The organism is Streptomyces sp. NPDC102270 (assembly GCF_044766405.1).
In the GTDB taxonomy this organism is placed as follows: domain Bacteria; phylum Actinomycetota; class Actinomycetes; order Streptomycetales; family Streptomycetaceae; genus Streptomyces.
Map to the genome: position 1 here is coordinate 131,227 of NZ_JBIWLX010000018.1, position 23,392 is coordinate 154,618.

The 23,392-nt window shown below is 69.1% G+C and carries 21 protein-coding genes and 1 pseudogene; 14 read left to right on the top strand and 8 right to left on the bottom strand.

The genetic code is table 11. From position 1 onward, the window contains the following. Positions 1-12 precede the first annotated feature (12 nt). On the bottom strand, positions 13-483 hold the full coding sequence (locus tag ACIRP7_RS33775; RefSeq protein WP_403667123.1) for a GNAT family N-acetyltransferase: 471 nt from the start codon (positions 481-483) through the stop codon (positions 13-15). A gap of 97 nt (positions 484-580) precedes the next feature. On the opposite strand from ACIRP7_RS33775, the gene ACIRP7_RS33780 reads away from it, so the two are divergent. Continuing rightward, positions 581-1,045 carry a MerR family transcriptional regulator gene (locus tag ACIRP7_RS33780; protein ID WP_125191391.1) on the top strand — a complete coding sequence of 155 codons (465 nt, stop codon included), beginning with the start codon at positions 581-583 and terminating at the stop codon, positions 1,043-1,045. Next, positions 1,042-2,058, top strand: coding sequence for an aldo/keto reductase (locus ACIRP7_RS33785; protein ID WP_403667127.1), 1,017 nt, complete (start codon positions 1,042-1,044; stop codon positions 2,056-2,058). Before ACIRP7_RS33780 ends, ACIRP7_RS33785 begins: the two co-directional genes overlap by 4 nt. A 1-nt stretch (position 2,059) precedes the next feature. On the opposite strand, the gene ACIRP7_RS33790 is transcribed toward ACIRP7_RS33785, so the two are convergent. The 3 genes from ACIRP7_RS33790 to ACIRP7_RS33800 are packed head-to-tail and all read right to left on the bottom strand — an operon-like array spanning position 2,060 to position 4,883. Further along, positions 2,060-2,917 carry a DUF4429 domain-containing protein gene (locus ACIRP7_RS33790; protein WP_403667305.1) on the bottom strand — a complete coding sequence of 286 codons (858 nt, stop codon included), beginning with the start codon at positions 2,915-2,917 and terminating at the stop codon, positions 2,060-2,062. A 58-nt stretch (positions 2,918-2,975) separates the two neighbouring features. Further along, positions 2,976-4,193 carry an alpha/beta hydrolase gene (locus tag ACIRP7_RS33795; protein WP_403667130.1) on the bottom strand — a complete coding sequence of 406 codons (1,218 nt, stop codon included), beginning with the start codon at positions 4,191-4,193 and terminating at the stop codon, positions 2,976-2,978. Between the two features lie 54 nt (positions 4,194-4,247). Beyond that, positions 4,248-4,883, bottom strand: coding sequence for a TetR family transcriptional regulator (locus ACIRP7_RS33800; RefSeq protein ID WP_403667133.1), 636 nt, complete (start codon positions 4,881-4,883; stop codon positions 4,248-4,250). A gap of 66 nt (positions 4,884-4,949) precedes the next feature. Here ACIRP7_RS33800 and ACIRP7_RS33805 point away from each other — a divergent pair, with 66 nt between their 5' ends. The 3 genes and pseudogenes from ACIRP7_RS33805 to ACIRP7_RS33815 all read left to right on the top strand — a co-directional run bounded on the left by ACIRP7_RS33805 (position 4,950) and on the right by ACIRP7_RS33815 (position 8,550). Continuing rightward, a complete protein-coding gene (locus ACIRP7_RS33805) occupies positions 4,950-6,569 on the top strand; it encodes an MFS transporter (protein ID WP_403667136.1) in 1,620 nt (539 codons plus the stop codon). Between the two features lie 217 nt (positions 6,570-6,786). After that, positions 6,787-7,982: pseudogene (locus ACIRP7_RS33810) on the top strand (RNA-guided endonuclease InsQ/TnpB family protein). A gap of 256 nt (positions 7,983-8,238) precedes the next feature. Continuing rightward, on the top strand, positions 8,239-8,550 hold the full coding sequence (locus ACIRP7_RS33815; protein WP_352384341.1) for a small hydrophobic protein: 312 nt from the start codon (positions 8,239-8,241) through the stop codon (positions 8,548-8,550). A 204-nt stretch (positions 8,551-8,754) separates the two neighbouring features. Here the strand turns inward: ACIRP7_RS33815 and ACIRP7_RS33820 are convergent, their stop codons facing one another. Together ACIRP7_RS33820 and aceE are read right to left on the bottom strand one after the other, a co-directional pair. Beyond that, positions 8,755-9,492, bottom strand: a complete 738-nt coding sequence (locus ACIRP7_RS33820) for a potassium channel family protein (RefSeq protein ID WP_403667139.1) — start codon at positions 9,490-9,492, stop codon at positions 8,755-8,757. 79 nt (positions 9,493-9,571) lie between these two features. Continuing rightward, positions 9,572-12,319, bottom strand: a complete 2,748-nt coding sequence (gene aceE / locus ACIRP7_RS33825) for a pyruvate dehydrogenase (acetyl-transferring), homodimeric type (RefSeq protein WP_403667141.1) — start codon at positions 12,317-12,319, stop codon at positions 9,572-9,574. A 372-nt stretch (positions 12,320-12,691) separates the two neighbouring features. On the opposite strand from aceE, the gene ACIRP7_RS33830 reads away from it, so the two are divergent. The 6 genes from ACIRP7_RS33830 to ACIRP7_RS33855 all read left to right on the top strand — a co-directional run bounded on the left by ACIRP7_RS33830 (position 12,692) and on the right by ACIRP7_RS33855 (position 17,192). Then, on the top strand, positions 12,692-13,123 hold the full coding sequence (locus ACIRP7_RS33830; protein ID WP_020116104.1) for a DUF3052 domain-containing protein: 432 nt from the start codon (positions 12,692-12,694) through the stop codon (positions 13,121-13,123). 110 nt (positions 13,124-13,233) lie between these two features. Beyond that, entirely contained in the window at positions 13,234-13,692 is a 459-nt protein-coding gene (locus tag ACIRP7_RS33835) for a peroxiredoxin (RefSeq protein WP_403667144.1), read from the top strand. 125 nt (positions 13,693-13,817) lie between these two features. Further along, the gene (locus ACIRP7_RS33840) at positions 13,818-14,393 is read left to right on the top strand and encodes a calcium homeostasis/redox stress adaptation protein (protein ID WP_007381726.1); all 576 of its coding nucleotides are present in this window, start codon (positions 13,818-13,820) and stop codon (positions 14,391-14,393) included. Positions 14,394-14,517: 124 nt separating this feature from the next. Beyond that, positions 14,518-15,093: a TerD family protein gene (locus ACIRP7_RS33845; RefSeq protein WP_403667147.1), complete on the top strand. Its 576-nt coding sequence runs from the start codon at positions 14,518-14,520 to the stop codon at positions 15,091-15,093. A gap of 125 nt (positions 15,094-15,218) precedes the next feature. Beyond that, entirely contained in the window at positions 15,219-16,367 is a 1,149-nt protein-coding gene (locus ACIRP7_RS33850) for a DUF475 domain-containing protein (protein WP_403667150.1), read from the top strand. 87 nt (positions 16,368-16,454) lie between these two features. Beyond that, positions 16,455-17,192: a Tellurium resistance gene (locus tag ACIRP7_RS33855; RefSeq protein ID WP_280851750.1), complete on the top strand. Its 738-nt coding sequence runs from the start codon at positions 16,455-16,457 to the stop codon at positions 17,190-17,192. A 6-nt stretch (positions 17,193-17,198) separates the two neighbouring features. Here the strand turns inward: ACIRP7_RS33855 and ACIRP7_RS33860 are convergent, their stop codons facing one another. After that, on the bottom strand, positions 17,199-18,023 hold the full coding sequence (locus ACIRP7_RS33860) for a TerD family protein (protein WP_403667153.1): 825 nt from the start codon (positions 18,021-18,023) through the stop codon (positions 17,199-17,201). A 206-nt stretch (positions 18,024-18,229) separates the two neighbouring features. Here ACIRP7_RS33860 and ACIRP7_RS33865 point away from each other — a divergent pair, with 206 nt between their 5' ends. The 3 genes from ACIRP7_RS33865 to ACIRP7_RS33875 are packed head-to-tail and all read left to right on the top strand — an operon-like array spanning position 18,230 to position 22,737. Continuing rightward, positions 18,230-19,393, top strand: a complete 1,164-nt coding sequence (locus tag ACIRP7_RS33865; protein ID WP_403667156.1) for an HpcH/HpaI aldolase/citrate lyase family protein — start codon at positions 18,230-18,232, stop codon at positions 19,391-19,393. A 24-nt stretch (positions 19,394-19,417) separates the two neighbouring features. Next, positions 19,418-21,913, top strand: a complete 2,496-nt coding sequence (locus ACIRP7_RS33870) for a phosphoribosyltransferase (protein ID WP_403667159.1) — start codon at positions 19,418-19,420, stop codon at positions 21,911-21,913. Then, positions 21,913-22,737, top strand: coding sequence for an HAD family hydrolase (locus tag ACIRP7_RS33875; RefSeq protein ID WP_403667162.1), 825 nt, complete (start codon positions 21,913-21,915; stop codon positions 22,735-22,737). The genes ACIRP7_RS33870 and ACIRP7_RS33875 overlap by 1 nt, the downstream gene beginning before the upstream one ends. Here ACIRP7_RS33875 and ACIRP7_RS33880 read toward each other — a convergent pair. Next, the gene (locus ACIRP7_RS33880) at positions 22,712-23,338 is read right to left on the bottom strand and encodes a DedA family protein (RefSeq protein ID WP_403667165.1); all 627 of its coding nucleotides are present in this window, start codon (positions 23,336-23,338) and stop codon (positions 22,712-22,714) included. The genes ACIRP7_RS33875 and ACIRP7_RS33880 overlap by 26 nt on opposite strands. Positions 23,339-23,392: the final 54 nt, after the last annotated feature.

Here is a 23,392-nt window from a genome sequence, read left to right on the forward strand (position 1 = left end):
AGCGTAAGCGGCTCAGAGCCCGAGAATCATCGTGGGGTCCGGCTTCCGGACGAACCCGAGCGAGACGTAGAGCGGCTCGGCCTCGGGGGACGCGGTCAGCATGACCTGCCCGGCGCCCCGCTCGCGGAACCACGCCAGCAGTTCGTCCATGCACGCGCGCGCGTACCCGCGTCGGCGCGCCTGCGGGTCGGTGGCGACACTGAAGACGTACCCGACAAGGCCGTGCGGATTGGCGGCCTTCCCGATCCGGTAGTCGACCGTCCCGACCACCAGCGCGGCCAGCGCCCCCGGCCGGTCCGGGTGGTCGACGACGAAGGCCGCGAAGTCCCCGTCGGCCTCGGCCAGCTTCTCCCGCAGCGACGGCAACGCCTCCGTGTGCCACGCCGTGGAGCCGTCCCCGCCGGGCAGGGAGTCGATCATCACCTGACGCAGCCGGAGTACTTCTTCGGCGTCCTCGGTCGTGGCACGGCGTACGAGACTCATGCACCGCACGTTAGCGATCGCACCCAAGGGGCGTCCCGCCGATTTCTTACCGGTACCGCTTGCTTCGAGTGCACTCCAAGGCCATAGCGTTGGGGTCATGACGGTTATGGAGACCACGGGTACCAGGACCGACAGCTGCGCCGCCCCGCCGCACCCCCACCGGCGGCCGGCGGGCCAGGACAGCTACACGATCAGCGAGGTCGTCGCCTTCACCGGCCTGACCGCGCACACCCTGCGCTGGTACGAGCGCATCGGCCTCATGCCGCACATCGACCGCTCGCACACCGGCCAGCGCCGCTACAGCAACCGCGACCTCGACTGGCTCGACCTCGTCGGCAAGCTCCGGCTCACCGGCATGCCGGTCGCCGACATGGTGCGGTACGCGGAACTGGTGCGCGAGGGCGACCACACGTTCACCGAACGGTTCGAGCTCCTGGAGACGACCCGCCGGGACGTCCTGTCCCGGATCGCGGAACTCCAGGACACGCTCGCCGTTCTCGACCGGAAGATCAGCTTCTACGCCGAAGCCGGTCGCGCCTACGAATCGGAGAAGGCCGGATGACGGACCGCACGATCCCCACCGCACAGCTCGGCGACAGCGGCCCCACGGTCGGCGTCCAGGGCCTCGGCTGCATGGGCATGAGCTTCGCCTACGGCCCCACGGACGCGGAGGCGTCCCGGGCCACCCTGGAGCGGGCCCTGGAGCTCGGCATCACCCTCTACGACACGGCGGACGCCTACGGCCAGGGGGAGAACGAGAAGTTCCTGTCCCCGTTCTTCAAGGCCCACCGCGACGAGGTCGTGATCGCCACCAAGTTCGCGCTGGCGATACCCCCGGACGACCCGACCCGGCGGATCATCCGCAACGACCCGCCCTACATCCGCCAGGCGGTCGAGGCGAGCCTGAAGCGCCTGGACGTCGACGCGATCGACCTCTACTACATGCACCGGCGCGATGTGAACGTCCCGATCGAGGAATCCGTCGGCACCATGGCCGAGCTGGTGCGCGAGGGCAAGGTCAAGCACCTGGGCCTGAGCGAGGTCACCGCCTCGGAGCTGCGTGCGGCGCAGGCCGTGCACCCCATCGCCGCCGTGCAGTCGGAGTGGTCCCTGTTCAGCCGGGACATCGAGGCCAAGGTGGTCCCGGCGGCCCGCGAGCTGGGCGTGGCGCTCGTGCCGTACTCCCCGCTCGGCCGCGGGTTCCTCACCGGGTCCTTCACCAACGCCGACAAGGACCTCACCGCCGACGACTTCCGCCGCCAGCAGCCCCGCTTCACGGGCGACAACGCGGCGGCGAACGCGGCCCTGCTGGAGCCGGTCCGCACGGTCGCCGAGGCCCATGGCGTCTCCCTGGGCCAGATCGCCCTGGCCTGGGTCCAGCAGCAGACGGCGGTCCACGACCTCCCGGTGATCCCGATCCCGGGCACCCGCAAGCCGAGTCGCGTGGAGGAGAACGCGGCGGCCACGGGCATCGAGCTCACCAAGGAGGAGCTGGAGCTGCTGGAGCCGATCGCGGCCCAGGTGGCCGGGGACCGGTACGCGGACATGCGGTTCTCTTCAGCGGGCCGGGAGTGAGCTAGAGCTCCGCCAGCAGCTCCGCCTTCTTCACGGAGAACTCCTCGTCGGTGACCAGTCCGGCCTGATACAGCTCCCCGAGATGGCGGATCCGTTCGGCGATGTCGGCGGGGTCCCGGCGCGGCGCGGTCGCGGCCGGGATCACCGCCGCGGGCCCTCGCTGCCGTACGGCCGCCAGGACCGCCGCCGCGAACGGCAGGGACTCATGGACCGGCCCGTACCCGAGCCCGAACACCACGGCCGCCGGATCCTGGTCGGCCTGCACCGGCCCCGGCTCGCCGCGCAGCAGCCGCAGATGCCCCTCGAATATCTCCGGTGACCGCCACTCGACACCCGTCAGCTCGGACACCGGGAAACTCTGGTCGCCCGCCTTCCACTTCGCCGAGGACGCTCCCGTCCAGAACCAGCGGAAGCGCACGGTACGGCCGTCGAAGGACGCCTTCCCGTCGTACGCCTTGAACTGCAACGGCACCTCGGGCGCCGGCACCAGGAAACGTTCCGCCGGCTCGGCGTCCTCCTTCAGGAGTGCGCGCAGCTCGTCCGCGTAGTACTCGGCGAGCGTCTCCTTGTCGGCCGGCAGCACCAGCCGGTACGGATCGCACCCTTCCTTCAGCTGCCCCGCCGCCGCCTCCATGAGCGGATCCGCCCCGGGCCGCGGCTCGGCCTGCAGTACCACCGTGCCCCGCTTGCCCGGCGTCAGCGTCACACCGGAGATCGCCTCCAGGGGGATCCGTCGTTCCCCCAGCGCCTGGAAGAGCTTCGGTGTGCGAATCCCCCTTTCGTAGCGGATGAGCACGGAGTCGGACTCGAACTCCCAGGCGGCATGAAATCCGGCCAGTACGTCACCCATGCGGGTCATCGTATTCGGCACGAGCTCCTTCGTCCCCTCCTCGCGCAGACCGCGATTCCTGCGGTCTCTACGCGCGTCCGGCCGTGGCCGTGCCGGACAAACCGGCGCGGCAGGCTTCGTCCTCGTGGGCGCAGTGCACCGAGCGGTACGCGCCAATGCCGATCTCGGCGAAGTTGAGCAGACTCTCCGTTCCGGGTTCGAAGTAACCGGCGTGCCCGTCCGCACCCCGCGCGGACAGGACACGCGCGCCGAACGCGGAGGACACCGGGTCGGCGCCGTGGCCGAGGCCGCCCACCTCCATGTACGGCACGTCCTGAATCCAGTCGTCGGCGTCCCGCATCGCCCACACGTGCGCGGTGGTGCGCAGGTGGGAGGCGTTGGCGACCCGCATCCCCGGGCTGCCGGCCACCGCGATGTCGGCCACCCGGCCGGGCAGCGCGTGCGCGGCCACCCCGCACACCACGGAGCCGTAGCTGTGGCAGAACAGGGAGACGGGCGCGCTGCCGGGCAGCGCGCGCAGCAGCGCGTTCAGCCGGACGGCGCCCGTCTCGGCGCGCATCGCGGTGGCCGAGTCGATGCCGAGTCCCGCGGGTGCCGTGTAGTCGGCCCAGGCGATCACCGCCGTACGCGTGGCCGGGCTCGCCTCGCGCTCGGCCCGGTAGAGGGCCTGGGCCATACCGACCGGCGCGGAGTAGGTCCGCCTGGTGCGCTGGAAGGTGAGCACGTCGGTGTCGACACCGGGCACGACCACGGAGATCCGCTCCGCCGTGCCGAGGTCGCCGAAGACCTCGGCGACCCGGCCGGAGCCGTCGGGGTCGAAGGCGAGGATGTGGCGCTCCGGGGCGGTCAGCGACTCGAAGCGGTGCATGCGGCGGCCCGCCTCCTGCTGACCGGCCGGGCTGAGCCGGGTGTCGTGCATGCGGGTGCGCTCGACGGCCCGGGCCTGGAACAGCGCGAGCCGGTTGGCCTGGTAGCGCAGGGCGACGGGGGCGCCGTTCATGTTGCCGACCGCGAGCGGGTAGCGCTGGGCGAGGCGGACCCGCTCCTGGGAGGTGAGGGCGGCGAAGAACCGCGTGAGCCGGTCGGGGGCGGTGTCCGGGTCCGGCAGCGGGTGTCCGTGGAGGCGGCCGTGCGCCCAGGACTGGAGCGAGGCCTGGAGCGGGGTGGCCTCCCTGTCGTTGCGCAGAGCGGTCCAGCCGGTGGTCGCCAGCATCACGAACACCACGGCCAGCGCGAGCAGTGCGCGCCAGACGTTGAGTTGCGGGGAGGTGTCGAAGGAAGTCACTGAAAGGACACACTAGGAGAACGAGACGGTCTCGGGTTAATCGAGTGACAGGGATCACGTTTCGGTGTAGGGGAACCACTTCCCGGTCAGGGCGGGGCCCAGCAGTTCGAGGTGGGAGACCGTCAGAGCGCGCATCGCCTCCAGGCTGAACTCCCCGTCGGCCGACCACTGCCTTTCCGTCACCCGCATCACACCGCTGAAGACGGCCACCAGCAGCATGGGCCGCGGGTCGGTGGCCGGGTCGAGGCCCTCGCGTTCGGCGAGCACGCGCGTGAGCACCTCCTCGACCTCCGCCGAGCGCCGCAGATGCGCGGCGAGCAGCACGGGCGTCGACTCGATCACCCGGTACATGCTCAGGAACCGCTCCACCGGGACGACCGACTCGACGACCTCGTGCAGCGTGTCCCAGCCCTGGAGCACGGCCTGGCGCAGGGCCTCCAGCGGGGGCTCGTGCGGCGGACGGGCGCGTACGGCCTCCACGAAACGCGTCGCCGTCATCGCGTCGAGCCCGAGCGCCGCGTCCTCCTTGCCGGCGAAGTAGCGGAAGAAGGTGCGCTGCGAGACCCCCACGGCGTCGGCGATGTCGTCGACGGTCGTCTGCTCGTAGCCCCGGGTGGTGAAGAGCTCGATGGCGACCCGCAGCAGTGCCTCACGGGTGCGCTGCTTCTTGCGTTCGCGCAGTGTTTCCATTGGTGTCAGTTACCGACTTGTGAATTGGTTTGTCAATTGTCAGTGGCTGTCATTAGCCTCGAACACATGACTAGTCAGACCACCATCGATACGACGGGGGCGGGGGACGGCGCGCCGCGGTCCACGTCGGATCAGCCGCCCGCCTCCGGGCTGCGCGGCCACCCGTGGCTCACCCTCCTGACCGTGGCTGTCGGCGTCATGATGGTGGCCCTGGACGGCACCATCGTGGCCATCGCCAACCCGGCGATCCAGGCCGACCTCAAGGCGAGCTTCGCGGACGTCCAGTGGATCACCAACGGCTACTTCCTCGCCCTGGCGGTCGCCCTGATCACCGCGGGCAAGCTCGGTGACCGCTTCGGCCACCGCCAGACCTTCCTGATCGGTGTCGTCGGCTTCGCCGCCGCCTCGGGCGCGATCGGACTGTCCAGCAGCATCGCCGCGGTCGTCACCTTCCGTGTCCTGCAGGGCCTGTTCGGTGCTCTCCTGATGCCGGCCGCGCTCGGTCTGCTGCGGGCCACCTTCCCGGCCGAGAAGCTCAACATGGCCATCGGCATCTGGGGCATGGTCATCGGCGCCTCCACCGCCGGCGGCCCGATCCTCGGCGGTGTCCTCGTCGAGCACGTGAACTGGCAGTCGGTGTTCTTCATCAACGTGCCGGTGGGTGTCCTCGCCCTCGTCCTCGGTGTGCTGATCCTCCTCGACCACCGCGCCGAGAACGCCCCGCGCTCCTTCGACATCCTGGGCATAGCCCTGCTGTCCGCCGCCATGTTCTGCCTGGTGTGGGCGCTCATCAAGGCCCCGACCTGGGGCTGGGGCGACGGACTGACCTGGACCTTCATCACCGCCTCCGCCGTGGGCTTCGCGCTGTTCGCCTTCTGGGAGACGAAGGTCAAGGAACCGCTGATCCCGCTCGGGCTGTTCCGTTCGGTGGCGCTGTCGGCGGGTGTGGTCCTCATGGTCCTCATGGCGATCGCGTTCATGGGTGGCCTGTTCTTCGTGACCTTCTACCTGCAGAACGTGCACGGTATGAGCCCGATCGACGCCGGCCTCCACCTGCTCCCGCTCACCGGGATGATGATCGTCGGTTCCCCGCTCGCGGGCGCGTTGATCACCAAGCTCGGTCCGCGGATCCCGCTGGCGGGCGGCATGGCGGCCACCGCGATCGCCATGTACGGCATGTCCACGCTGCAGACGGACACCGGCAGCGCCCTGATGTCCCTCTGGTTCGCCCTGCTCGGCCTCGGCCTCGCGCCCGTGATGGTCGGCGCCACCGAGGTCATCGTGGGCAACGCGCCCATGGAGCTCTCCGGTGTGGCCGGTGGTCTCCAGCAGGCCGCGATGCAGATCGGCGGCAGCCTCGGTACGGCCGTGCTCGGCGCCGTGATGGCCTCCAAGGTGGACGGCGACCTCGCGGCCAACTGGAAGGACGCGGGTCTGCCGGCGCTCACACCGGCCCAGCTGGACCAGGCCTCGGAGGCGGTCCAGGTGGGGGTGGCGCCGGTCGCCAAGGGCACCCCGCCGGAGATCGTCGCGAAGATCACGGACGTCGCCCACGACACCTTCATCTCCGGGATGAGCCTGGCCTCCCTGGTCGCCGCGGGTGTCGCCGCGTTCGCCGTCCTCGTCGCGCTGCTCACCAAGCGCGGCGAGAACGCGGAGGCGGGCGCGGGCGTCGGTCACATCTGACACCCGGCAGGACTGCAGTTGTTCGAGAGGGGCCCCGGGCGTTCAGGCCCGGGGCAACCGCATCCTGAGTCACTCGACGCGGAGCGCTGCAACGCCATGAGGCTGTCCCGGCTGCTCCAAGGCCGTGACTCTGGTCCGGCACACGAGCATGGGTGTCACTCATTCAGGTGATCCACTTCGAACGTGCGGTGGCCTGTCGTGCGGGTGTGTAGGTTCGATGATCGTGAAGTTGGTGGTGCAGGTCAGGCTGTTGCCGACGCCCGAGCAGGCGGCGGCACTCGAAGCGACCCTGCGTGCCCGCAATTTGGCTGCCTCCTGGGTGAGCGAGGTCGCATTCGAGTGCGGGGAGTTCAAGAACTTTTCCCTGCGCAAGCACACCTACGACGTGGTCAAGTCCCGCTGGGGCCTGGGCGCGCAGGCAGCCCAGCACGTCATCAAGAAGACCTGCGACGCGTACGCCACACTGAAGGCGAACCTCAAGGCCGGAAACCTCGGCAAACCCGGCTCCACGCGCTACCGCCGGGCCACTGAGAAGCCAATCTCCTTCCGCCCCCAGGGCGCGCAGCCCTACGACGACCGCATACTGTCCTGGCAGATTCCGGACCGAACGGTGTCGATCTGGACCACCGGCGGACGGGTCAAGAACGTGGCGTTCAGTCCGACCTGCTGGAGCGGGACGGCATGTGGTTCCTGAACGCCACCTGCGAGGTGCCCGAAGCACCCTTGAACACCGAACCGGTGGACTTTCTCGGCATCGACCTGGGCATCGTGAACATCGCCACCACCTCCGACGGCGAGATCATGGCCGGACGCGAACTCAACCGCATCCGCACCCGCGAGCGCGGCCTGCGCGCCAAGCTGCAGAAGAAGAACACCCCATCCGCCAAGCGCCGGCTGAAGAAACGGCGGCGCAAGGAAGCCCGTAGGGCCAAGGACATTAACCACAAGATCGCGAAACATGTGGTGGCCGAGGCAGAACGCACCGGTCGCGGAATCGCCCTGGAAGACCTGACGGGCATCCGCGAACGGGTACGGCTTCGCAAGCCCCAACGGGCCACCCACGCCAGCTGGTCCTTCGCCCAGCTGGGGCAGTTCATCGCGTACAAGGCCCGCAAAGCAGGGGTGCCGGTGGTGCACGTCGATCCGGCGTACACCTCCCGCACCTGCGCCGAATGCGGCCACATCGACAAGGCCAACCGGGTCTCCCAGGCCTGGTTCGCATGCCGGAGCTGCGGATTCGTTGATCACGCAGACCGCGACAGCTCCCGCAACATCCGCGCCAGAGCGTGGGATTTGTGGCGACGCGGGGCCCAGTCAACGGCCCCTGCCCCACCGCGGATTACCGGACGTGAGGCCGGACGCAAACGACGCATCACCGCCAGTGATGCCAGTTACGCAAGCCTGATGCTCTAGCTCTGGGTAGTTGACCGTTCTTCCCCTATCAGGGTGAAGAGGCTAAAGATTTCTCGCCCTCGGTACGCGCCGCAGGTCACAGTAAGTCAAGTCCTCCGCACGGCACGCTCGTGCGGCGCGGAGGACGGACGGCGCTGCGGCGCGCTGCCGGAGGGGGGCGGCGCGCCGCAAGGCCGGAGGATTAACCGCGGAGACCGGGGTACTCGCATCGTTGAACCCGAGACGAACCCAACCAACCAAGGGTGTCAGGGAGTTGATGATGGCGGGCTACGGACACGGAACGCGCAAGTACCCCCGATCACGTGGCCGGACGTGGTCACGGAGCGGGCCGGATCGCGCGACGCTCGGAATCATCGGAGTCATCTGTGCGGTCGCGGGCTTCTTCGTGCTGGGCATCATTCTGGGCCCCGTCGCGATGGTCTGCGGTTGGCTTGCCATGGGCCGCACCTGGTCGGGCGGCAACCGTGCCTGGCCTGCTCTGGTCGCCTTCGTACTGGGCGCCATCGACACGCTCCTGGCGATCATCTGGCTCGTCGGAGCGGCCACCCCGGGCAGCGGTCTGTTCTGACCCGGGGCGCGTGAGGGAAGGGCCCCCGGTGGGACGACCGGGGGCCCGCCTCATGGTGTGGCGAGGGTTTCGGTGACTCCGCCGCGTGACGTGGCCCCGTTGCGATCGGGCCGTACCTGGTCGGGCGGCAACCGTGCCTGGCCTGCTCTGGGCGCCTTTGTTCCGGGCGCCATCGACACCTCGCGTCCTGGGACGGAGTTCGTGTCACCCCCCGACGGACGTCTTGCGCAGGGCCGCGACCTCCGCGCGCAGGGCCCGTACTTCCTCCGTCAGGGCCTGGATCGCCTCCGTCTGCCGGCGTTCCTCCACGTCGTCCTTCTCGAACCGCTCGATGAACCAGGCGGCGATGTTCGCGGTCACCACACCCAGCAGGGCGATCCCGGACAGCATCAGCCCGACCGCGATCATGCGGCCCAGGCCGGTGGTCGGGGCGTGGTCGCCGTAGCCCACGGTCGTCATGGTCGTGAAGGACCACCACACCGCGTCACCCAACGTGCGGATGTTCCCGTTCGGTGCGTCCCGTTCCACCGAGAGCACCGCCAGCGACCCGAACATCAGCAGTCCCACGACCGCCCCCGCCACATACGTCGTCACCCGGATCTGCGACGCCATCCGGGCCCGCTGCCCCACCAGCAACAGGGTGGAGACCAGCCGCAGCAGCCGCAGCGGCTGTATGAGCGGCAGCACCACGGCACACAGGTCCATCCAGTGCCGCCGTACGAATCCGCGGCGGTCCCGCGAGAGCGACAACCGCATGAGGTAGTCGACGGCGAACACCCCCCACACCACCCATTCGACCCCCGTGCACACCGCCGTGAGCGACCGTCCCGCCGAGGTGTCCACGATCGGCACGGCATAGGCGACGGCGAACAGCACCGCGAGCGCCAGAAGGGGCCGCTGGGTGTGCTGTTCCCAACGGACCTGCGCCGACTGTTCCTTCATGACCGCATCGTAAGGAAACGGTAAGGGCGGTGGAGCCACAGCTCCACCGCCCTTCGTCCGCTCCGGCCGAGCGCAGCGCTTACGCGTCGCCGCCCGCGGCCCCCGGGTCGGCCGCGGAGACATCCAGCAACTGGTACCGGTCGATCGCCTGCTTCAGCACCGACCGGTCCACCTTGCCCTCCCGCGCCAGCTCCGTCAGCACACCCACCACGATCGACTGCGCGTCGATGTGGAAGAACCGCCGCGCCGCGCCCCGGGTGTCGGCGAACCCGAACCCGTCGGCCCCCAGCGACTGGTACGTGCCCGGCACCCACCGCGCGATCTGGTCGGGAACCGCCCGCATCCAGTCGGACACGGCCACGAACGGACCCTGCGCCCCGGCCAGCTTCCGCGTCACGTACGGCACCCGCTGCTCCTCCTCCGGGTGCAGCAGGTTGTGCTCCTCGCAGGCCACGGCCTCGCGCCGCAGTTCGTTCCAGGAGGTCGCCGACCAGACGTCCGCCTTGACGTTCCACTCCTCGGCGAGGATCTTCTGCGCCTCGACCGCCCACGGCACGGCCACCCCGGACGCCATGATCTGCGCCGGGATCGAGCCCGAGGTGCCCTCGGAGAACCGGTAGATGCCCTTGATGATGCCCTCGGCGTCGACGTTCTCCGGCTCGGCCGGGTGCCGGATGGGCTCGTTGTAGACGGTGAGGTAGTAGAAGACGTCCTCACCCACCTTGCCGTCGGCGGTCGGCCCGTACATCCGCCGCAGACCGTCCTGCACGATGTGCGCGATCTCGAACCCGAACGCCGGGTCGTACGCCACACACCCCGGGTTGGTCGAGGCGAGCAGCTGCGAGTGGCCGTCCGCGTGCTGGAGCCCCTCACCGGTCAGCGTCGTACGGCCCGCGGTCGCGCCCAGCACAAATCCGCGCGCCAGCTGGTCCGCCATCTGCCAGAACTGGTCGCCGGTGCGCTGGAAACCGAACATCGAGTAGAAGACGTAGACCGGGATCAGCGGCTCGCCGTGCGTGGCGTACGCCGAACCCGCCGCGATGAGGGAGGCCGTGCAGCCCGCCTCGGAGATGCCGTCGTGCAGCATCTGGCCGGTCGGTGACTCCTTGTACGCGAGCAGCAGTTCACGGTCCACCGACTCGTACTGCTGACCGAGCGGGTTGTAGATCTTCGCACTCGGGAAGAACGAGTCCATGCCGAAGGTGCGGTACTCGTCCGGCGCGATCAGCACGAACCGCTTGCCGAGCTCCTTGTCCCGCATGAGGTCCTTGAGCAGTCGCACGAAGGCCATGGTGGTGGCGATCGACTGCTGCCCTGAACCCTTCTTCACGCTCGCGTACGTCTTGTCCTCCGGCAGCGCGAGCGGCTTCGCGCGCACGACACGCGTCGGGACGTAACCGCCCAGACCGAGCCGGCGGTCGTGCATGTACTGGATCTCCTCCGAGTTCCGGCCCGGGTGGTAGTAGGGCGGCGCGCCCGACTCCAGCTCCTTGTCGGAGATCGGCAGGTGCAGCCGGTCGCGGAAGCCCTTGAGGTCGTCGACCGTCAGCTTCTTCATCTGGTGCGTGGCGTTGCGGCCCTCGAAGTTCGGGCCCAGCGTCCAGCCTTTGACGGTCTTGGCGAGGATGACCGTCGGCTGGCCGGTGTGCTCCACGGCCGCCTTGAACGCGGCGTAGATCTTCTTGTGGTCGTGACCGCCGCGGCCCAGGTGCAGGATCTGGTCGTCGGTCATGTTCTCGACCATGGCGCGCAGCCGGTGGTCGTCGCCGAAGAAGTGGTCGCGGATGTAGGCCCCGGACTCGGTGGCGTAGGTCTGGAACTGGCCGTCCGGGGTGGTGTTCATCCGGTTGACGAGGATGCCGTCCCGGTCCTGCGCGAGCAGCGGGTCCCAGGTCCGGTCCCAGATGAGCTTGATCACGTTCCAGCCGGCGCCGCGGAAGACCGACTCCAGCTCCTGGATGACCTTGCCGTTGCCGCGCACCGGGCCGTCGAGGCGCTGGAGGTTGCAGTTGACGACGAAGGTCAGGTTGTCCAGGCCCTCGCGTGCGGCGATGGTCAGCTGGCCGAGCGACTCGGGCTCGTCCATCTCGCCGTCGCCGAGGAACGCCCACACATGGGACTTGCTCGTGTCGGCGATCCCGCGCGCGTGCATGTAGCGGTTCATCCGCGCCTGGTAGATCGCGCCGATCGGGCCGAGGCCCATCGACACGGTCGGGAACTCCCAGAAGTCCGGCATCAGCCGCGGGTGCGGGTACGAGGACAGCCCGTGCGGCGCCTTCGACTTCTCCTGGCGGAACGCGTCGAGATTGTCCTCGCTGAGCCGGTCGAGCATAAACGCGCGCGCGTAGATGCCCGGCGAGGCGTGCCCCTGGAAGAAGACCTGGTCGCCGCCGTCGCCCTCGTCCTTGCCGCGGAAGAAGTGGTTGAAGCCGACGTCGTACAGGGACGCGGAGGACGCGAAGGTGGCGATGTGGCCGCCGACGCCGATCCCGGGACGCTGGGCGCGCGAGACCATCACGGCCGCGTTCCACCGGGTGGCGTTCAGGATCTTGCGCTCGATCTCCTCGTTGCCGGGGAAGAACGGCTCCGCTCTGGTCGGGATGGTGTTCACGTAGTCCGTGCTGCGCATCTCGGGCACGGCCACGCGCTTCTCGCGGGCCCGCTCGATGAGCCGCAGCATGAGATAGCGGGCCCGCTCCCGGCCGCGCTCGTCCACGGCGGCGTCGAGGGAGTCGAGCCACTCCTGGGTTTCCTCGGGATCGAAGTCAGGAACCTGACTCGGAAGGCCGCCAATGATGATCGGGTTGCGATCGGATCCGGAAGCCACGCTGTTCCTTACCTGTCAGAGGGCCGTATTTCTGTATGTCTGCACCGCTCCCCATCGTGTACCTCGGGGGGCCAAACGTCATCTCTACTCCGGGGTAACCCCAGGTCCCGTACCCGGGTATGGTTCCCAAACACGCAAAGAGGGCAGAAAGGTGTGGCATGCGTCACGACGTGACCGCGATGATGTGCCTGGAGTTGGGGTGACAGTCCCGGAACGTCACCGTTTCGGCGGTCTGAAACGCCGGGTACTTGCGCGATCCGCCCCGCCCGTGTGGACTACGGCCAATGCTTCGCGCACGCGCGTGGCTGAGACTCCCCCCGAGCCGACGGCCTGGGGGGACCCCCAATCAAAGACAAGACCAGGAGGCAACCCGTGAGCGCGACCGCGGACCACGCGGAGACGAGCCCTGCCGTGAGGCTGGGGTTCCAGCCCGAGCAGGTGGTCCAGGAGATCGGCTACGACGACGACGTAGACCAGGAACTCCGCGAGGCCATCGAGCAAGTCATCGGCAGCGACCTTGTGGACGAGGATTACGACGACGTCGCCGATGCCGTGGTGCTCTGGTTCCGTGACGAGGACGGCGACCTGACCGATGTGCTGGTGGACGCCACCACGTACATCGAGGAGGGCGGCTCGATCCTGTTGCTGACGCCGAAGACCGGCCGGGACGGCTACGTGGAGCCGAGTGACATCTCCGAAGCCGCGACGACGGCAGGCCTGTCCGCCTCCAAGAGCGTCAGCGTGGGCAAGGACTGGAGTGGCAGCCGGCTGGTGACACCCAAGGCGGCCAAGTCCAAGAAGTAGCCCTGTGGAACCGGACGGGCCGGCGCGACCGGCCCGTCCGCTTTCCTGTGGTGATCGCTGCGTAGGGTGGTCGCGTCACTCGAACAGCCCCCCGAAGGGACATCCACGCGATGGCGATCCAGGTCGGCGAAAAGGCCCCCGACTTCGAGCTCAAGGACAACCACGGCCGGACCGTGAAGCTGTCCGACTTCCGTGGCAGCAAGAACGTCGTGCTGCTCTTCTACCCCTTCGCCTTCACCGGTGTGTGCACGGGTGAGCTGTGCGAGCTGCGTGACAACCTGCCCACGTTCGTGGACCGTGACACCCAGCTGCTCGCCGTCTCCAACGACTCCATCCACACCCTGCGCGTCTTCGCCGAGCAGGAGGGGCTGGAGTACCCGCTGCTCAGCGACTTCTGGCCGCACGGCGAGGTCTCCCGCGCCTACGGCGTCTTCGCCGAGGACAAGGGCTGCGCGGTGCGCGGCACCTTCGTCATCGACAAGGAGGGCGTGGTCCGCTGGACCGTCGTCAACGCCCTGCCGGACGCCCGCGACCTGAACGAGTACGTGAAAGCACTCGACACCCTGTGATTGTTCGCCTCCAGGGACTGCGTGGGCCGGGAACCCGTCACTAGGATCGAATCGTTGATCCGACAGCATCCGACATCGCACGCACTGTGGGGCTCCCGGCCCCCGGACACCAAAATGGAGGACTCGTGGGAGTCAGCCTCAGCAAGGGCGGCAACGTATCACTGACCAAGGAGGCCCCGGGCCTGACCGCGGTCATCGTCGGTCTGGGGTGGGACGTCCGCACCACGACCGGCACCGACTTCGACCTGGACGCCAGCGCACTGCTGCTGAACGCGGCCGGCAAGGTCGCAAGTGACGCGAACTTCGTCTTCTTCAACAACCTCAAGAGCGCGGACGGCTCGGTCGAGCACACCGGCGACAACATCACCGGTGAGGGCGAGGGAGACGACGAGCAGATCAAGGTCAACCTCGCCGCGGTCCCGGCCGACGTCGACAAGATCGTCTTCCCGGTCTCGATCTACGACGCCGAGAACCGCCAGCAGTCCTTCGGCCAGGTGCGCAACGCGTTCATCCGCGTCGTGAACCAGGCCGGTGAGGCGGAGATCGCCCGCTACGACCTCTCCGAGGACGCGTCCACCGAGACCGCCATGGTCTTCGGCGAGCTGTACCGCAACGGCGCGGAGTGGAAGTTCCGCGCCATCGGCCAGGGCTACGCCTCGGGCCTGCGCGGTATCGCCCAGGACTTCGGCGTCAACGTCTAGGACCTGTTCACCGGGCCGGCCCTCGGACCGGCCCCGGCTCTCTTCGTCCGGCGCCGCGCGGTTTGCGTGCGGCGCCGGACGCGCAGGACAAGCACAGAAGCACACTTTCGGGGAGGGACAGCACATGGGCGTCACGCTCGCCAAGGGAGGGAACGTCTCCCTGTCCAAGGCCGCACCCAACCTCACCCAGGTGATGGTCGGACTCGGCTGGGACGCGCGCTCCACCACCGGAGCCGACTTCGACCTCGACGCCAGCGCCCTGATGTGCAGCAGCGGGCGGGTCCTGGGTGACGAGTACTTCATCTTCTACAACCAGCTCAAGAGCCCGGACGGCTCGGTCGAGCACACCGGCGACAACCTCACCGGTGAGGGCGAGGGCGACGACGAGTCGCTGCTGATCGACCTCTCCAAGGTGCCGCCGCAGTGCGACAAGATCGTCTTCCCGGTCTCCATCCATGACGCCGACAACCGTGGCCAGACCTTCGGCCAGGTCAGCAACGCCTTCATCCGCGTGGTCAACCAGGCCGACGGCCAGGAACTGGCCCGCTACGACCTCTCCGAGGACGCCTCCACCGAGACCGCGATGATCTTCGGCGAGCTCTATCGCTACCAGGGCGAGTGGAAGTTCAGGGAGGTGGGGCAGGGATACGCGTCGGGCCTCAGGGGCATCGCCCTGGACTTCGGCGTCAACGTCTCGTAACGCGATATGAGCAAAAGCCGGGGCCGGGTGGGGCTTCGAGGGTGCCCGACTACACTTCGCTTCAAAGTTTCGTAAAGCCGAGTGCGGCACGGGGGAACCCCGTACACGTACGGATTGGGTAGCCAGTGGTTCTCAAAACCTTCGGCTGGTCGTTCGCGGTCACCGCGCTCGGCCTGGTCGCTGCGGTCCTCTACGGGGGGTGGGAGGCCTTCGGAATCGTGGCGATCCTCTCCATCCTCGAGATCTCCCTGTCGTTCGACAACGCGGTGGTCAACGCCGGAATCCTGAAGAAGATGAACGCCTTCTGGCAGAAGATCTTCCTCACGGTCGGCGTCCTGATCGCCGTCTTCGGCATGCGGCTGGTCTTCCCCGTCGTGATCGTCGCGATCAGCGCCAAGATGGGGCCCATCGAGGCGGTCGACCTCGCGCTCAACAACAAGGACCACTACCAGGAGCTGGTCACCGACGCGCACCCGGCGATCGCCGCGTTCGGTGGCATGTTCCTGCTGATGATCTTCCTCGACTTCATCTTCGAGGACCGGGACATCCAGTGGCTGCGCTGGATCGAGCGGCCGCTGGCCAAGCTCGGCAAGGTCGACATGCTGTCGGTCTGCATCGCCCTGGTCGTCCTGCTGATCACCGCCTTCACCTTCGCCACCCACGCCCACCAGCACGGCGGCGCGCACGTCGACAAGGCGCAGACGGTTCTGATCTCCGGCATCGCGGGTCTGATCACCTACATGGTCGTCGGCGGTCTCTCCGGCTACTTCGAGGACAAGCTCGAAGAGGAGGAGGAACGCGAGCACGAGGACGAGGAACGGGCCGAGCGCGAGGGCAAGCCCAAGTCGGCGGTCCTGATGGCCGGCCAGGCAGCGTTCTTCATGTTCCTGTACCTGGAGGTCCTGGACGCCTCCTTCTCCTTCGACGGTGTGATCGGCGCGTTCGCCATCACCAACGACATCGTCCTGATGGCGCTGGGCCTGGGCATCGGTGCGATGTATGTCCGTTCCCTGACCGTGTACCTGGTCCGCCAGGGCACCCTCGACGACTACGTCTACCTGGAGCACGGCGCGCACTACGCGATCGGCGCCCTCGCCGTGATCCTCATGGTCACCATCCAGTACGAGATCCACGAGATCATCACCGGCATGATCGGTGTCCTGCTGATCGGCTGGTCCTTCTGGTCCTCGGTGCGCCGCAACAAGGCGCTGGCGGCCGCCGAGGGAAAAGCGGCGGGCTCGGACGAGAAGACTGAGGTCTCGTCCGGGGTGTGACACCCTCCCTGGTGAGGAACGCTCTGAGCGGGGCGGCCGGCCTCCGGCCGCCCCGCCGGTTTCTCCTAAGTGAACATGGGGGCGGGAATGGGCTTCTTGGACGGACTCCGGGGCGGCCGTGAGGTCGACTTCGACTCGGGCAGCGCGGCCAGCAATGCGATCGAACTGACCAAGCGGCACAACCGGGTCTCGCTCACCAAGCAGGGCGCGGCGACCGGGAACCTCCGCATCAACCTGACCTGGCGGATGCGGACCTCCGACATCGGGGGCTCACAGCGGGAGTCGCTGCTGCGGCACCCCTTCAAGGCCCTCAAGCCGCCGGAGGTCCTCGGCCACAGCCAGAGCATGGTCAACGTCGACCTCGACCTGGGATGCCTGTACGAACTGGCCGACGGCACCAAGGGGGTGGTCCAGCCCCTCGGCGGCCTGCTGGGGGACGTCAACGCGCCGCCGTACGTGAAGCTCAGCGGGGACGACCGGTTCGGGTCGGCGTCCGGCGAGACGATGTACGTCAACCTCGATCACCGGGACCAGATCAAGCGGCTGCTGGTCTTCGTGTACATCTACGACCAGACCCCGGCGTTCGACCGTACGCACGCCATCGTGACGCTGTATCCGAGCAACGGACCGCGGATCGAGATAGGCCTCGACGAGCGGCACCCCCAGGCCCGGTCGTGTGCGGTGGTCATGATCGAGAACGTCAAGGGCGAGCTCGTCGTGCGCCGTGAGGTGCAGTTCGTGTACGGCTTCCAGGGCGAGCTGGACCGGTTGTACGGGTGGGGACTGCAGTGGGGGCGGGGCTACAAGGCGAAGGCGGACCGGTGAGCGCCGCTACCGCCCGATGAACTGCGGGCCCTGGGGAGGCATACGGAACTCCGCCGCCGCCGGGACCGCCGCCGGGTGCGGATAGCCGTAGCCCGACGCCGCCACGGGAGCCGTCGCCGGGGTCGCCTGCTGGGGGTAGCCGTAGGCGGCCTGGGTCGGGACCGAGGCCGCGGACTGCGCCGGCTGTTCCGGGGGCAGGGGGAACGACGTGGGTTCGGCCTGGGGCTGGGGCTGGGGCTGGGGCTGGGGTTGGGACTGGGTCTGCGCGGAGTCGGACTCGTCCACCACGATGCCGTAGTCCGTGGCCAGGCCCTGCAGGCCCTCCACATAGCCCTCGCCCAGGGCGCGGAACTTCCAGCCCTCGCCGCGGCGGTACAGCTCACCGCAGATCAGGGCGGTCTCCTTGCCCGTCTCCGGCTTGATGTCGAAGGAGATCAGCGGCTCGCCGTCGGCGGCCGAGGCGTCGTACAGCAGGATGCACAGGCCTTGCACGCGGCCGAAGGTGGCGTTCTGAGCCGACGAGTCGTCCACCGAGGCGACCAGGAGAATCTGGCTGACGTCGGCCTCGACACCGGCGAGATCCGTCTGGATCGTGTCGGTGGGGCCCTCGGCGACGCGCTTCTTGCCGAGGAGCCAGACCTGCCCGGAGGGGTGCCGGGGCTGGTTGTAGAAGACGAAGTCCTCGTCGGATCGCACACGACCGTCGGGGCCGAGGAGCAGCGCCGAGGCGTCGACGACCGGGACCCCCTGCCCGGGGGCCCAGCGCAGCACGGCGCGTACCGTGGTGGCTTCCAGCGGGACGTTCGACCCCTTCAGCATGGCGTGCGTCATGCGGTCATCCTGCCCTCTCGGTCCTGATCACGACAATGCGGGGGTACGGGACACCGATTCATGTCGTACCGGTGTCGACATGGCCGTGTTTGTCTGCGTTACCTGAAATTCATGCCCGGTGGGAACCTCGGACATGGGTACCTACGTACTATTACCGGCCACCTGTGAACCCTTCACAGGCGGCACAGCTACCACGGGGGAGTCATATGCGGCATTTCGGGCACATCACCCCTGAGGTGCGTCAGCGCCTCTTCCACCAGGAGCCCTGCGAGTTCACCTCGGACTCCCCGGCCCGGCTGCTCTCCGCGGCCCTGGGCGCCACGCTCTACAGTCCGGCCACGCGGCCGCGCCTCGCCGACGACATCGTCAAGCAGGCAGGGCTCGGCGTGGTCTCGATGGTGCTGTGCCTGGAAGACTCGATCGGTGACGACGACGTCGCCGAGGGTGAGGAGAACCTCGTCCGGCAGTTCACGGACCTCGCGGAGCGGCAGGTGGACCCGCCCCTGCTCTTCATCCGGGTCCGCCACCCCCAGCAGATCCCCGATCTCGTACGACGGCTCGGTCCCGCCGTCCGGCTGCTGTCCGGATTCGTGCTCCCGAAGTTCACCGAGGAGCGCGGCATCCCCTTCCTGGAGGCCCTCTCCGGCGCCGAGGTCGCGAGCGGACACCGGCTGTTCGCCATGCCGGTGCTGGAGTCTCCGGAGCTGCTCTACCGGGAGACGCGCGTAGAGACGCTGGAGGGCATCGCCCGCGCGGTCGACAAGTACCGCGACCGGGTGCTGGCGCTGCGCCTCGGCGTCACCGACTTCTGCTCCTCCTACGGCCTGCGCCGCGCCCCCGACATGACCGCCTGGGACGTCCAGATCGTCGCCTCGGTGATCGCCGACGTGGTGAACATGCTGGGCCGCGCCGACGGCACCGGCTTCACCGTGACCGGGCCGGTCTGGGAGTACTTCCGGGTCCAGGAGCGCATGTTCAAGCCGCAGCTGCGCCGCAGCCCCTTCCTGGAGGGTCAGGCCGAGGAGCTGCGCGAGGCGCTCATCGAGCACGCCATGGACGGCCTGCTGCGCGAGATCACCCTCGACCAGGCCAACGGCCTGCTCGGCAAGACCTGCATCCACCCCACCCACGTACTGCCCGTGCACGCGCTGTCCGTGGTCAGCCACGAGGAGTTCAGCGACGCTCAGGACATCCTGCGGCCCGAGCGCGGTGGCGGCGGGGTGCTGAGGTCGCAGTACACGAACAAGATGAACGAAGTGAAGCCGCATCGCGCCTGGGCCGAGCGGACCATGCTGCGCGCCGAGGTCTTCGGGGTGGCCAACGAGGACATCGGCTTCGTGGAGCTGCTCGCCGCCGGAATCTCCGGCTGATCATCCGTGGACACCAAGGGACGCATGAACAAGGCAGTGAACGACGGGACGCAGGGCGAGGTCTGGTCGGGGACGTGGGTCGCCGACCGGCTCGGCGTCGAACTCGTGGGCGACAGCCGGCTGACCGACCTGCTGGGACTGGCCCTGCGCCGCAACCCCAAGCGGGCCCATCTGCTGGTCTCCAACGTGCTGGGCAAACACGTCCCGCAGTCACCGTCGGTGGTCCACGGCCACGGCTTCGCACTGGGCCGCAGGGTCCGCGACCTGCTGGGCGACGAGGAGGCGGCCCGCGCGGTCGTCCTCGGCTACGCGGAGACGGCGACGGGCCTCGGCCACTGCGTCGCCGACGGCGTCGCCCTCGCCCCCTACCTCCACTCCACCCGCCGCCCGGTCCCCGGCGTGACCCCCGCGGGCGGCTTCGAGGAGTCCCACTCCCACGCCACGAGCCACCTTCTGCTGCCGGAGAACCCGGCCCTGCTGGCCGGCGACGGCCCCCTGGTCCTGGTCGACGACGAGTTCTCGACGGGCAACACGGTCCTGAACACGATCAGGGATCTGCACGAGCGGTATCCGAGAGACCGGTACGTGGTGGTCGCACTGGTGGACATGCGGTCGGAGGCGGACGCGGGGCGGCTGTCCGAGTTCGCCGGGGAGATAGGCGCGAGGGTGGATCTGGTGGCGGCGGCTTCGGGCACCGTGCGCCTGCCCGAAGGGGTCTTGGAGAAGGGCCAGGACCTTGTGGCCAGGTTCGAGGTGACTGACCTAGGGGCGCGGGGCTGTATCGAATCTGCGGCTACCGCCGCGCGGGCGCGCCCAGCCCCCACGCCCCCGCACCCGGCAATCAACCGCGTAGACCTGACGTGGCCCCGAGACCTCCCCGACGGCGGCCGCCACGGCTTCACCCCGGCACACCGAATACGCCTGGAATCCGCGCTCCCGGAAATGGCCGCAAGGCTCGCCGACGCCCTGCCGCAAGACGCGCACCGCGTGCACATCCTCGGCTTCGAAGAGCTGATGTACACCCCCCTGAGACTCGCCCGCGAGCTGGAACAGGTCGCCGAAGGGATCGAGGCGACCTTCTCCACCACCACCCGCTCCCCAGTACTCGCGGTGGACGACCCGGGTTACGCGATCCGCAGCCGTCTGGTCTTCCCCGCCCACGACAACCCGGCCGACGGCCCCGGCGACCGCTACGCCTACAACGTCGCCGGTGCCGGCTTCGACGCGGTGATCGTGGTCGTCGACTCCACCGCCGACACCCCCGAACTGCACGCCCCCGACGGCCTCCTGGCCCAGCTCGCCGCGCACACCCGGCAGGTCGTCCTCGCCGTCGTCCCCAGCTACACCCCCGAAAGGCCCCCCATGCTCCCCGAGCCCCTTCGCGGCCCCGCCTTCTCCTCGTACGCCCCCGAGGAGGTCGGCTGGCTGCTCCAGGACCTCTCGGACGTCACCCTGGAGGCGCCGACCGAGGAGCGCGAGGAGGCCATCCAGAGCGGCGGCGCGCACTACGCGGAGTCGCTGCCGGTGGAGTACCAGCCGAGCGACCAGTACCAGGAGCTGTTCCACACCGCCCTCAAGGAGTCCTCCGCGCGGCTCGCCCAGGCCGTCGGCGCCGTCACGGAGCTCGTGCTCCAGGAGCGCTCACCGCGCCCCGTCCTCGTCTCCCTCGCCCGCGCCGGCACCCCCGTCGGCGTCCTGATGCGCCGCTGGGCCGGGTTCCGCCACGGGCTGGAACTGCCGCACTACGCCGTCTCGATCGTCCGCGGCCGCGGTATCGACGCCAACGCCCTGCGCTGGCTGGCCGCACACCACGACCCCGCCGACGTCGTCTTCGTCGACGGCTGGACCGGCAAGGGCGCGATCACCCGCGAACTCACCGAAGCGGTACGGAAGTTCGAGGCCGAGGGCGGTGCCGCGGGCTTCGACCCGGAGATCGCCGTACTCGCCGACCCGGGCTCGTGCGTACGGACGTACGGCACCCGTGAGGACTTCCTCATCCCCTCGGCCTGCCTCAACTCCACGGTCTCCGGGCTGATCTCGCGTACGGTCCTGCGCGCGGACCTGGTCGGGCCGCACGACTTCCACGGCGCCAAGTTCTACCGCGAACTCGCGGGCGCGGACGTGTCGGTGGACTTCCTGGACGCCGTGGCCGCCCGGTTCCCCGAGGTCGTGGACGCCGTCGACGCCACCGTGAAGGAACTGCTGGCCGGGGACCGCGAGCCCACCTGGGAGGGCTGGGCCGCCGTCGAACGCATCAGTGAGGAGTACGGCATCCACGACGTCAACCTCGTCAAGCCGGGCGTCGGCGAGACCACCCGGGTGCTGCTGCGCCGGGTGCCCTGGAAGATCCTCGCCAGGGCAGGCGCGGGCGCGGACCTGGACCACGTACGCCTGTTGGCCGAGCAGAGAGGTGTCCCGGTGGAAGAGGTCGCCGAACTCCCGTACACCTGCGTGGGGTTGATCCACCCCAAGTACACGCGGGGCGCGACGGGCGCCGACGGCAGGGCGGTGGCCCTCTGATGCCGACGCAGCCTCCGGTGCTCGTGGCGAGCGACCTCGACCGCACGCTCATCTACTCCGCCGCCGCTCTCGCGCTGACCATGCCGGACGCGCGGGCGCCCAGGCTGCTCTGTGTCGAGGTGCACGAGAGCAGGCCGCTGTCGTACATGACGGAGACCGCGGCCGCACTGCTCTGCGAACTCGGGGACGCGGCGGTCTTCGTGCCGACGACGACCCGCACCCGCAAGCAGTACCAGCGCATCAACCTGCCCGGCCCCGCGCCCACGTACGCGATCTGTGCGAACGGCGGCCATCTGCTGGTCGACGGCGTCAGCGACCCCGACTGGCACGCGCGGGTCACGGCCCGCCTCGCCGACGAGTGCGCCCCGCTGGACGAGATCGCCGCGCACCTCCAGGAGACGGCCGACCCTCTGTGGGTGCGCAAGCACCGGATCGCCGAGGACCTCTTCGCCTACCTGGTCGTCGAGCGCGAACTGCTGCCCGAGGAGTGGGTGAAGGAGCTCGCGGTGTGGGCCGAGAGCCGCGGCTGGACGGTCTCCCTCCAGGGCCGCAAGATCTACGCCGTCCCCAAGCCGCTCACCAAGAGCGCGGCCGTGCGTGAGGTGGCCCGGCGTACCGGGGCCACCCTGACGCTGGCCGCGGGCGACTCCCTGCTCGACGCCGACCTGCTCCTCGCGGCCGACCGCGGCTGGCGGCCCGGGCACGGGGAGCTGGCGGACGAGAACTGGACCGCTCCGGCGATCAGCGCGCTGCCGGAGCGGGGAGTGCTGGCGGGGGAGCGGATCCTGCGGGAGCTGCTCAGGACGGCTCGGACGCCTCAGTAGAAGAGGGCCGCCGCAGCAGTCGTACGGCGACGAACGCCACGACCGCGAGCGCGGCGGCCACGAGGACGGCCTTCGAGTACGTGGACACGACGTCGGTGACCTGGGTCCAGTTGGCGCCCAGGGCGTGGCCCGCGAGGACGAACGCCGTGTTCCACAGGGCGCTGCCCAAGGTGGTCAGCGTCAGGAACACCGGCAGCGGCATGCGCTCGACACCGGCCGGGATCGAGACGAGGCTGCGGAAGACCGGGATCATCCGGCCGAAGAACACCGCCTTGGTGCCGTGTCGCAGGAACCAGGCCTCGGTCCTCTCGATGTCCGAGACCTTGACGAGGGGCAGCCGGGCCGCGAGTGCCACCGTGCGGTCCCGGCCGAGGAGCGCGCCGACGCCGTACAGCGCGAGGGCGCCGACCACCGAGCCCGCCGTCGTGCACAGCAGCACGGCGGCCAGGCTCATCCGGCCGGTGCTCGCCGCGAAGCCCGCGAGCGGCAGGATCGCCTCGCTCGGAATGGGCGGGAAGAGGTTCTCCAGGGCGATGGCCACCCCGGCGCCGGGCGCGCCGAGGGTGTCCATGAGGCCGTTGACCCAGTCGATGGCTGACATGGGCCCACGCTAGGGAAGTCGACCTGAAGGCAGGCTGAAGAGGCTTCCGGACGG

Excerpts from the sequence above, each read along its gene's own strand:
- ACIRP7_RS33775 (WP_403667123.1), bottom strand. The coding sequence starts at position 483 with ATGAGTCTCGTACGCCGTGCCACGACCGAGGACGCCGAAGAAGTACTC.
- ACIRP7_RS33780 (WP_125191391.1), top strand. The coding sequence starts at position 581 with ATGACGGTTATGGAGACCACGGGTACCAGGACCGACAGCTGCGCCGCC.
- ACIRP7_RS33785 (WP_403667127.1), top strand. The coding sequence starts at position 1,042 with ATGACGGACCGCACGATCCCCACCGCACAGCTCGGCGACAGCGGCCCC.
- ACIRP7_RS33790 (WP_403667305.1), bottom strand. The coding sequence starts at position 2,917 with ATGACCCGCATGGGTGACGTACTGGCCGGATTTCATGCCGCCTGGGAG.
- ACIRP7_RS33800 (WP_403667133.1), bottom strand. The coding sequence starts at position 4,883 with ATGGAAACACTGCGCGAACGCAAGAAGCAGCGCACCCGTGAGGCACTG.
- ACIRP7_RS33805 (WP_403667136.1), top strand. The coding sequence starts at position 4,950 with ATGACTAGTCAGACCACCATCGATACGACGGGGGCGGGGGACGGCGCG.
- ACIRP7_RS33815 (WP_352384341.1), top strand. The coding sequence starts at position 8,239 with ATGATGGCGGGCTACGGACACGGAACGCGCAAGTACCCCCGATCACGT.
- ACIRP7_RS33820 (WP_403667139.1), bottom strand. The coding sequence starts at position 9,492 with ATGAAGGAACAGTCGGCGCAGGTCCGTTGGGAACAGCACACCCAGCGG.
- ACIRP7_RS33835 (WP_403667144.1), top strand. The coding sequence starts at position 13,234 with ATGGCGATCCAGGTCGGCGAAAAGGCCCCCGACTTCGAGCTCAAGGAC.
- ACIRP7_RS33845 (WP_403667147.1), top strand. The coding sequence starts at position 14,518 with ATGGGCGTCACGCTCGCCAAGGGAGGGAACGTCTCCCTGTCCAAGGCC.
- ACIRP7_RS33855 (WP_280851750.1), top strand. The coding sequence starts at position 16,455 with ATGGGCTTCTTGGACGGACTCCGGGGCGGCCGTGAGGTCGACTTCGAC.
- ACIRP7_RS33860 (WP_403667153.1), bottom strand. The coding sequence starts at position 18,023 with ATGACGCACGCCATGCTGAAGGGGTCGAACGTCCCGCTGGAAGCCACC.
- ACIRP7_RS33865 (WP_403667156.1), top strand. The coding sequence starts at position 18,230 with ATGCGGCATTTCGGGCACATCACCCCTGAGGTGCGTCAGCGCCTCTTC.
- ACIRP7_RS33870 (WP_403667159.1), top strand. The coding sequence starts at position 19,418 with ATGAACAAGGCAGTGAACGACGGGACGCAGGGCGAGGTCTGGTCGGGG.
- ACIRP7_RS33875 (WP_403667162.1), top strand. The coding sequence starts at position 21,913 with ATGCCGACGCAGCCTCCGGTGCTCGTGGCGAGCGACCTCGACCGCACG.
- ACIRP7_RS33880 (WP_403667165.1), bottom strand. The coding sequence starts at position 23,338 with ATGTCAGCCATCGACTGGGTCAACGGCCTCATGGACACCCTCGGCGCG.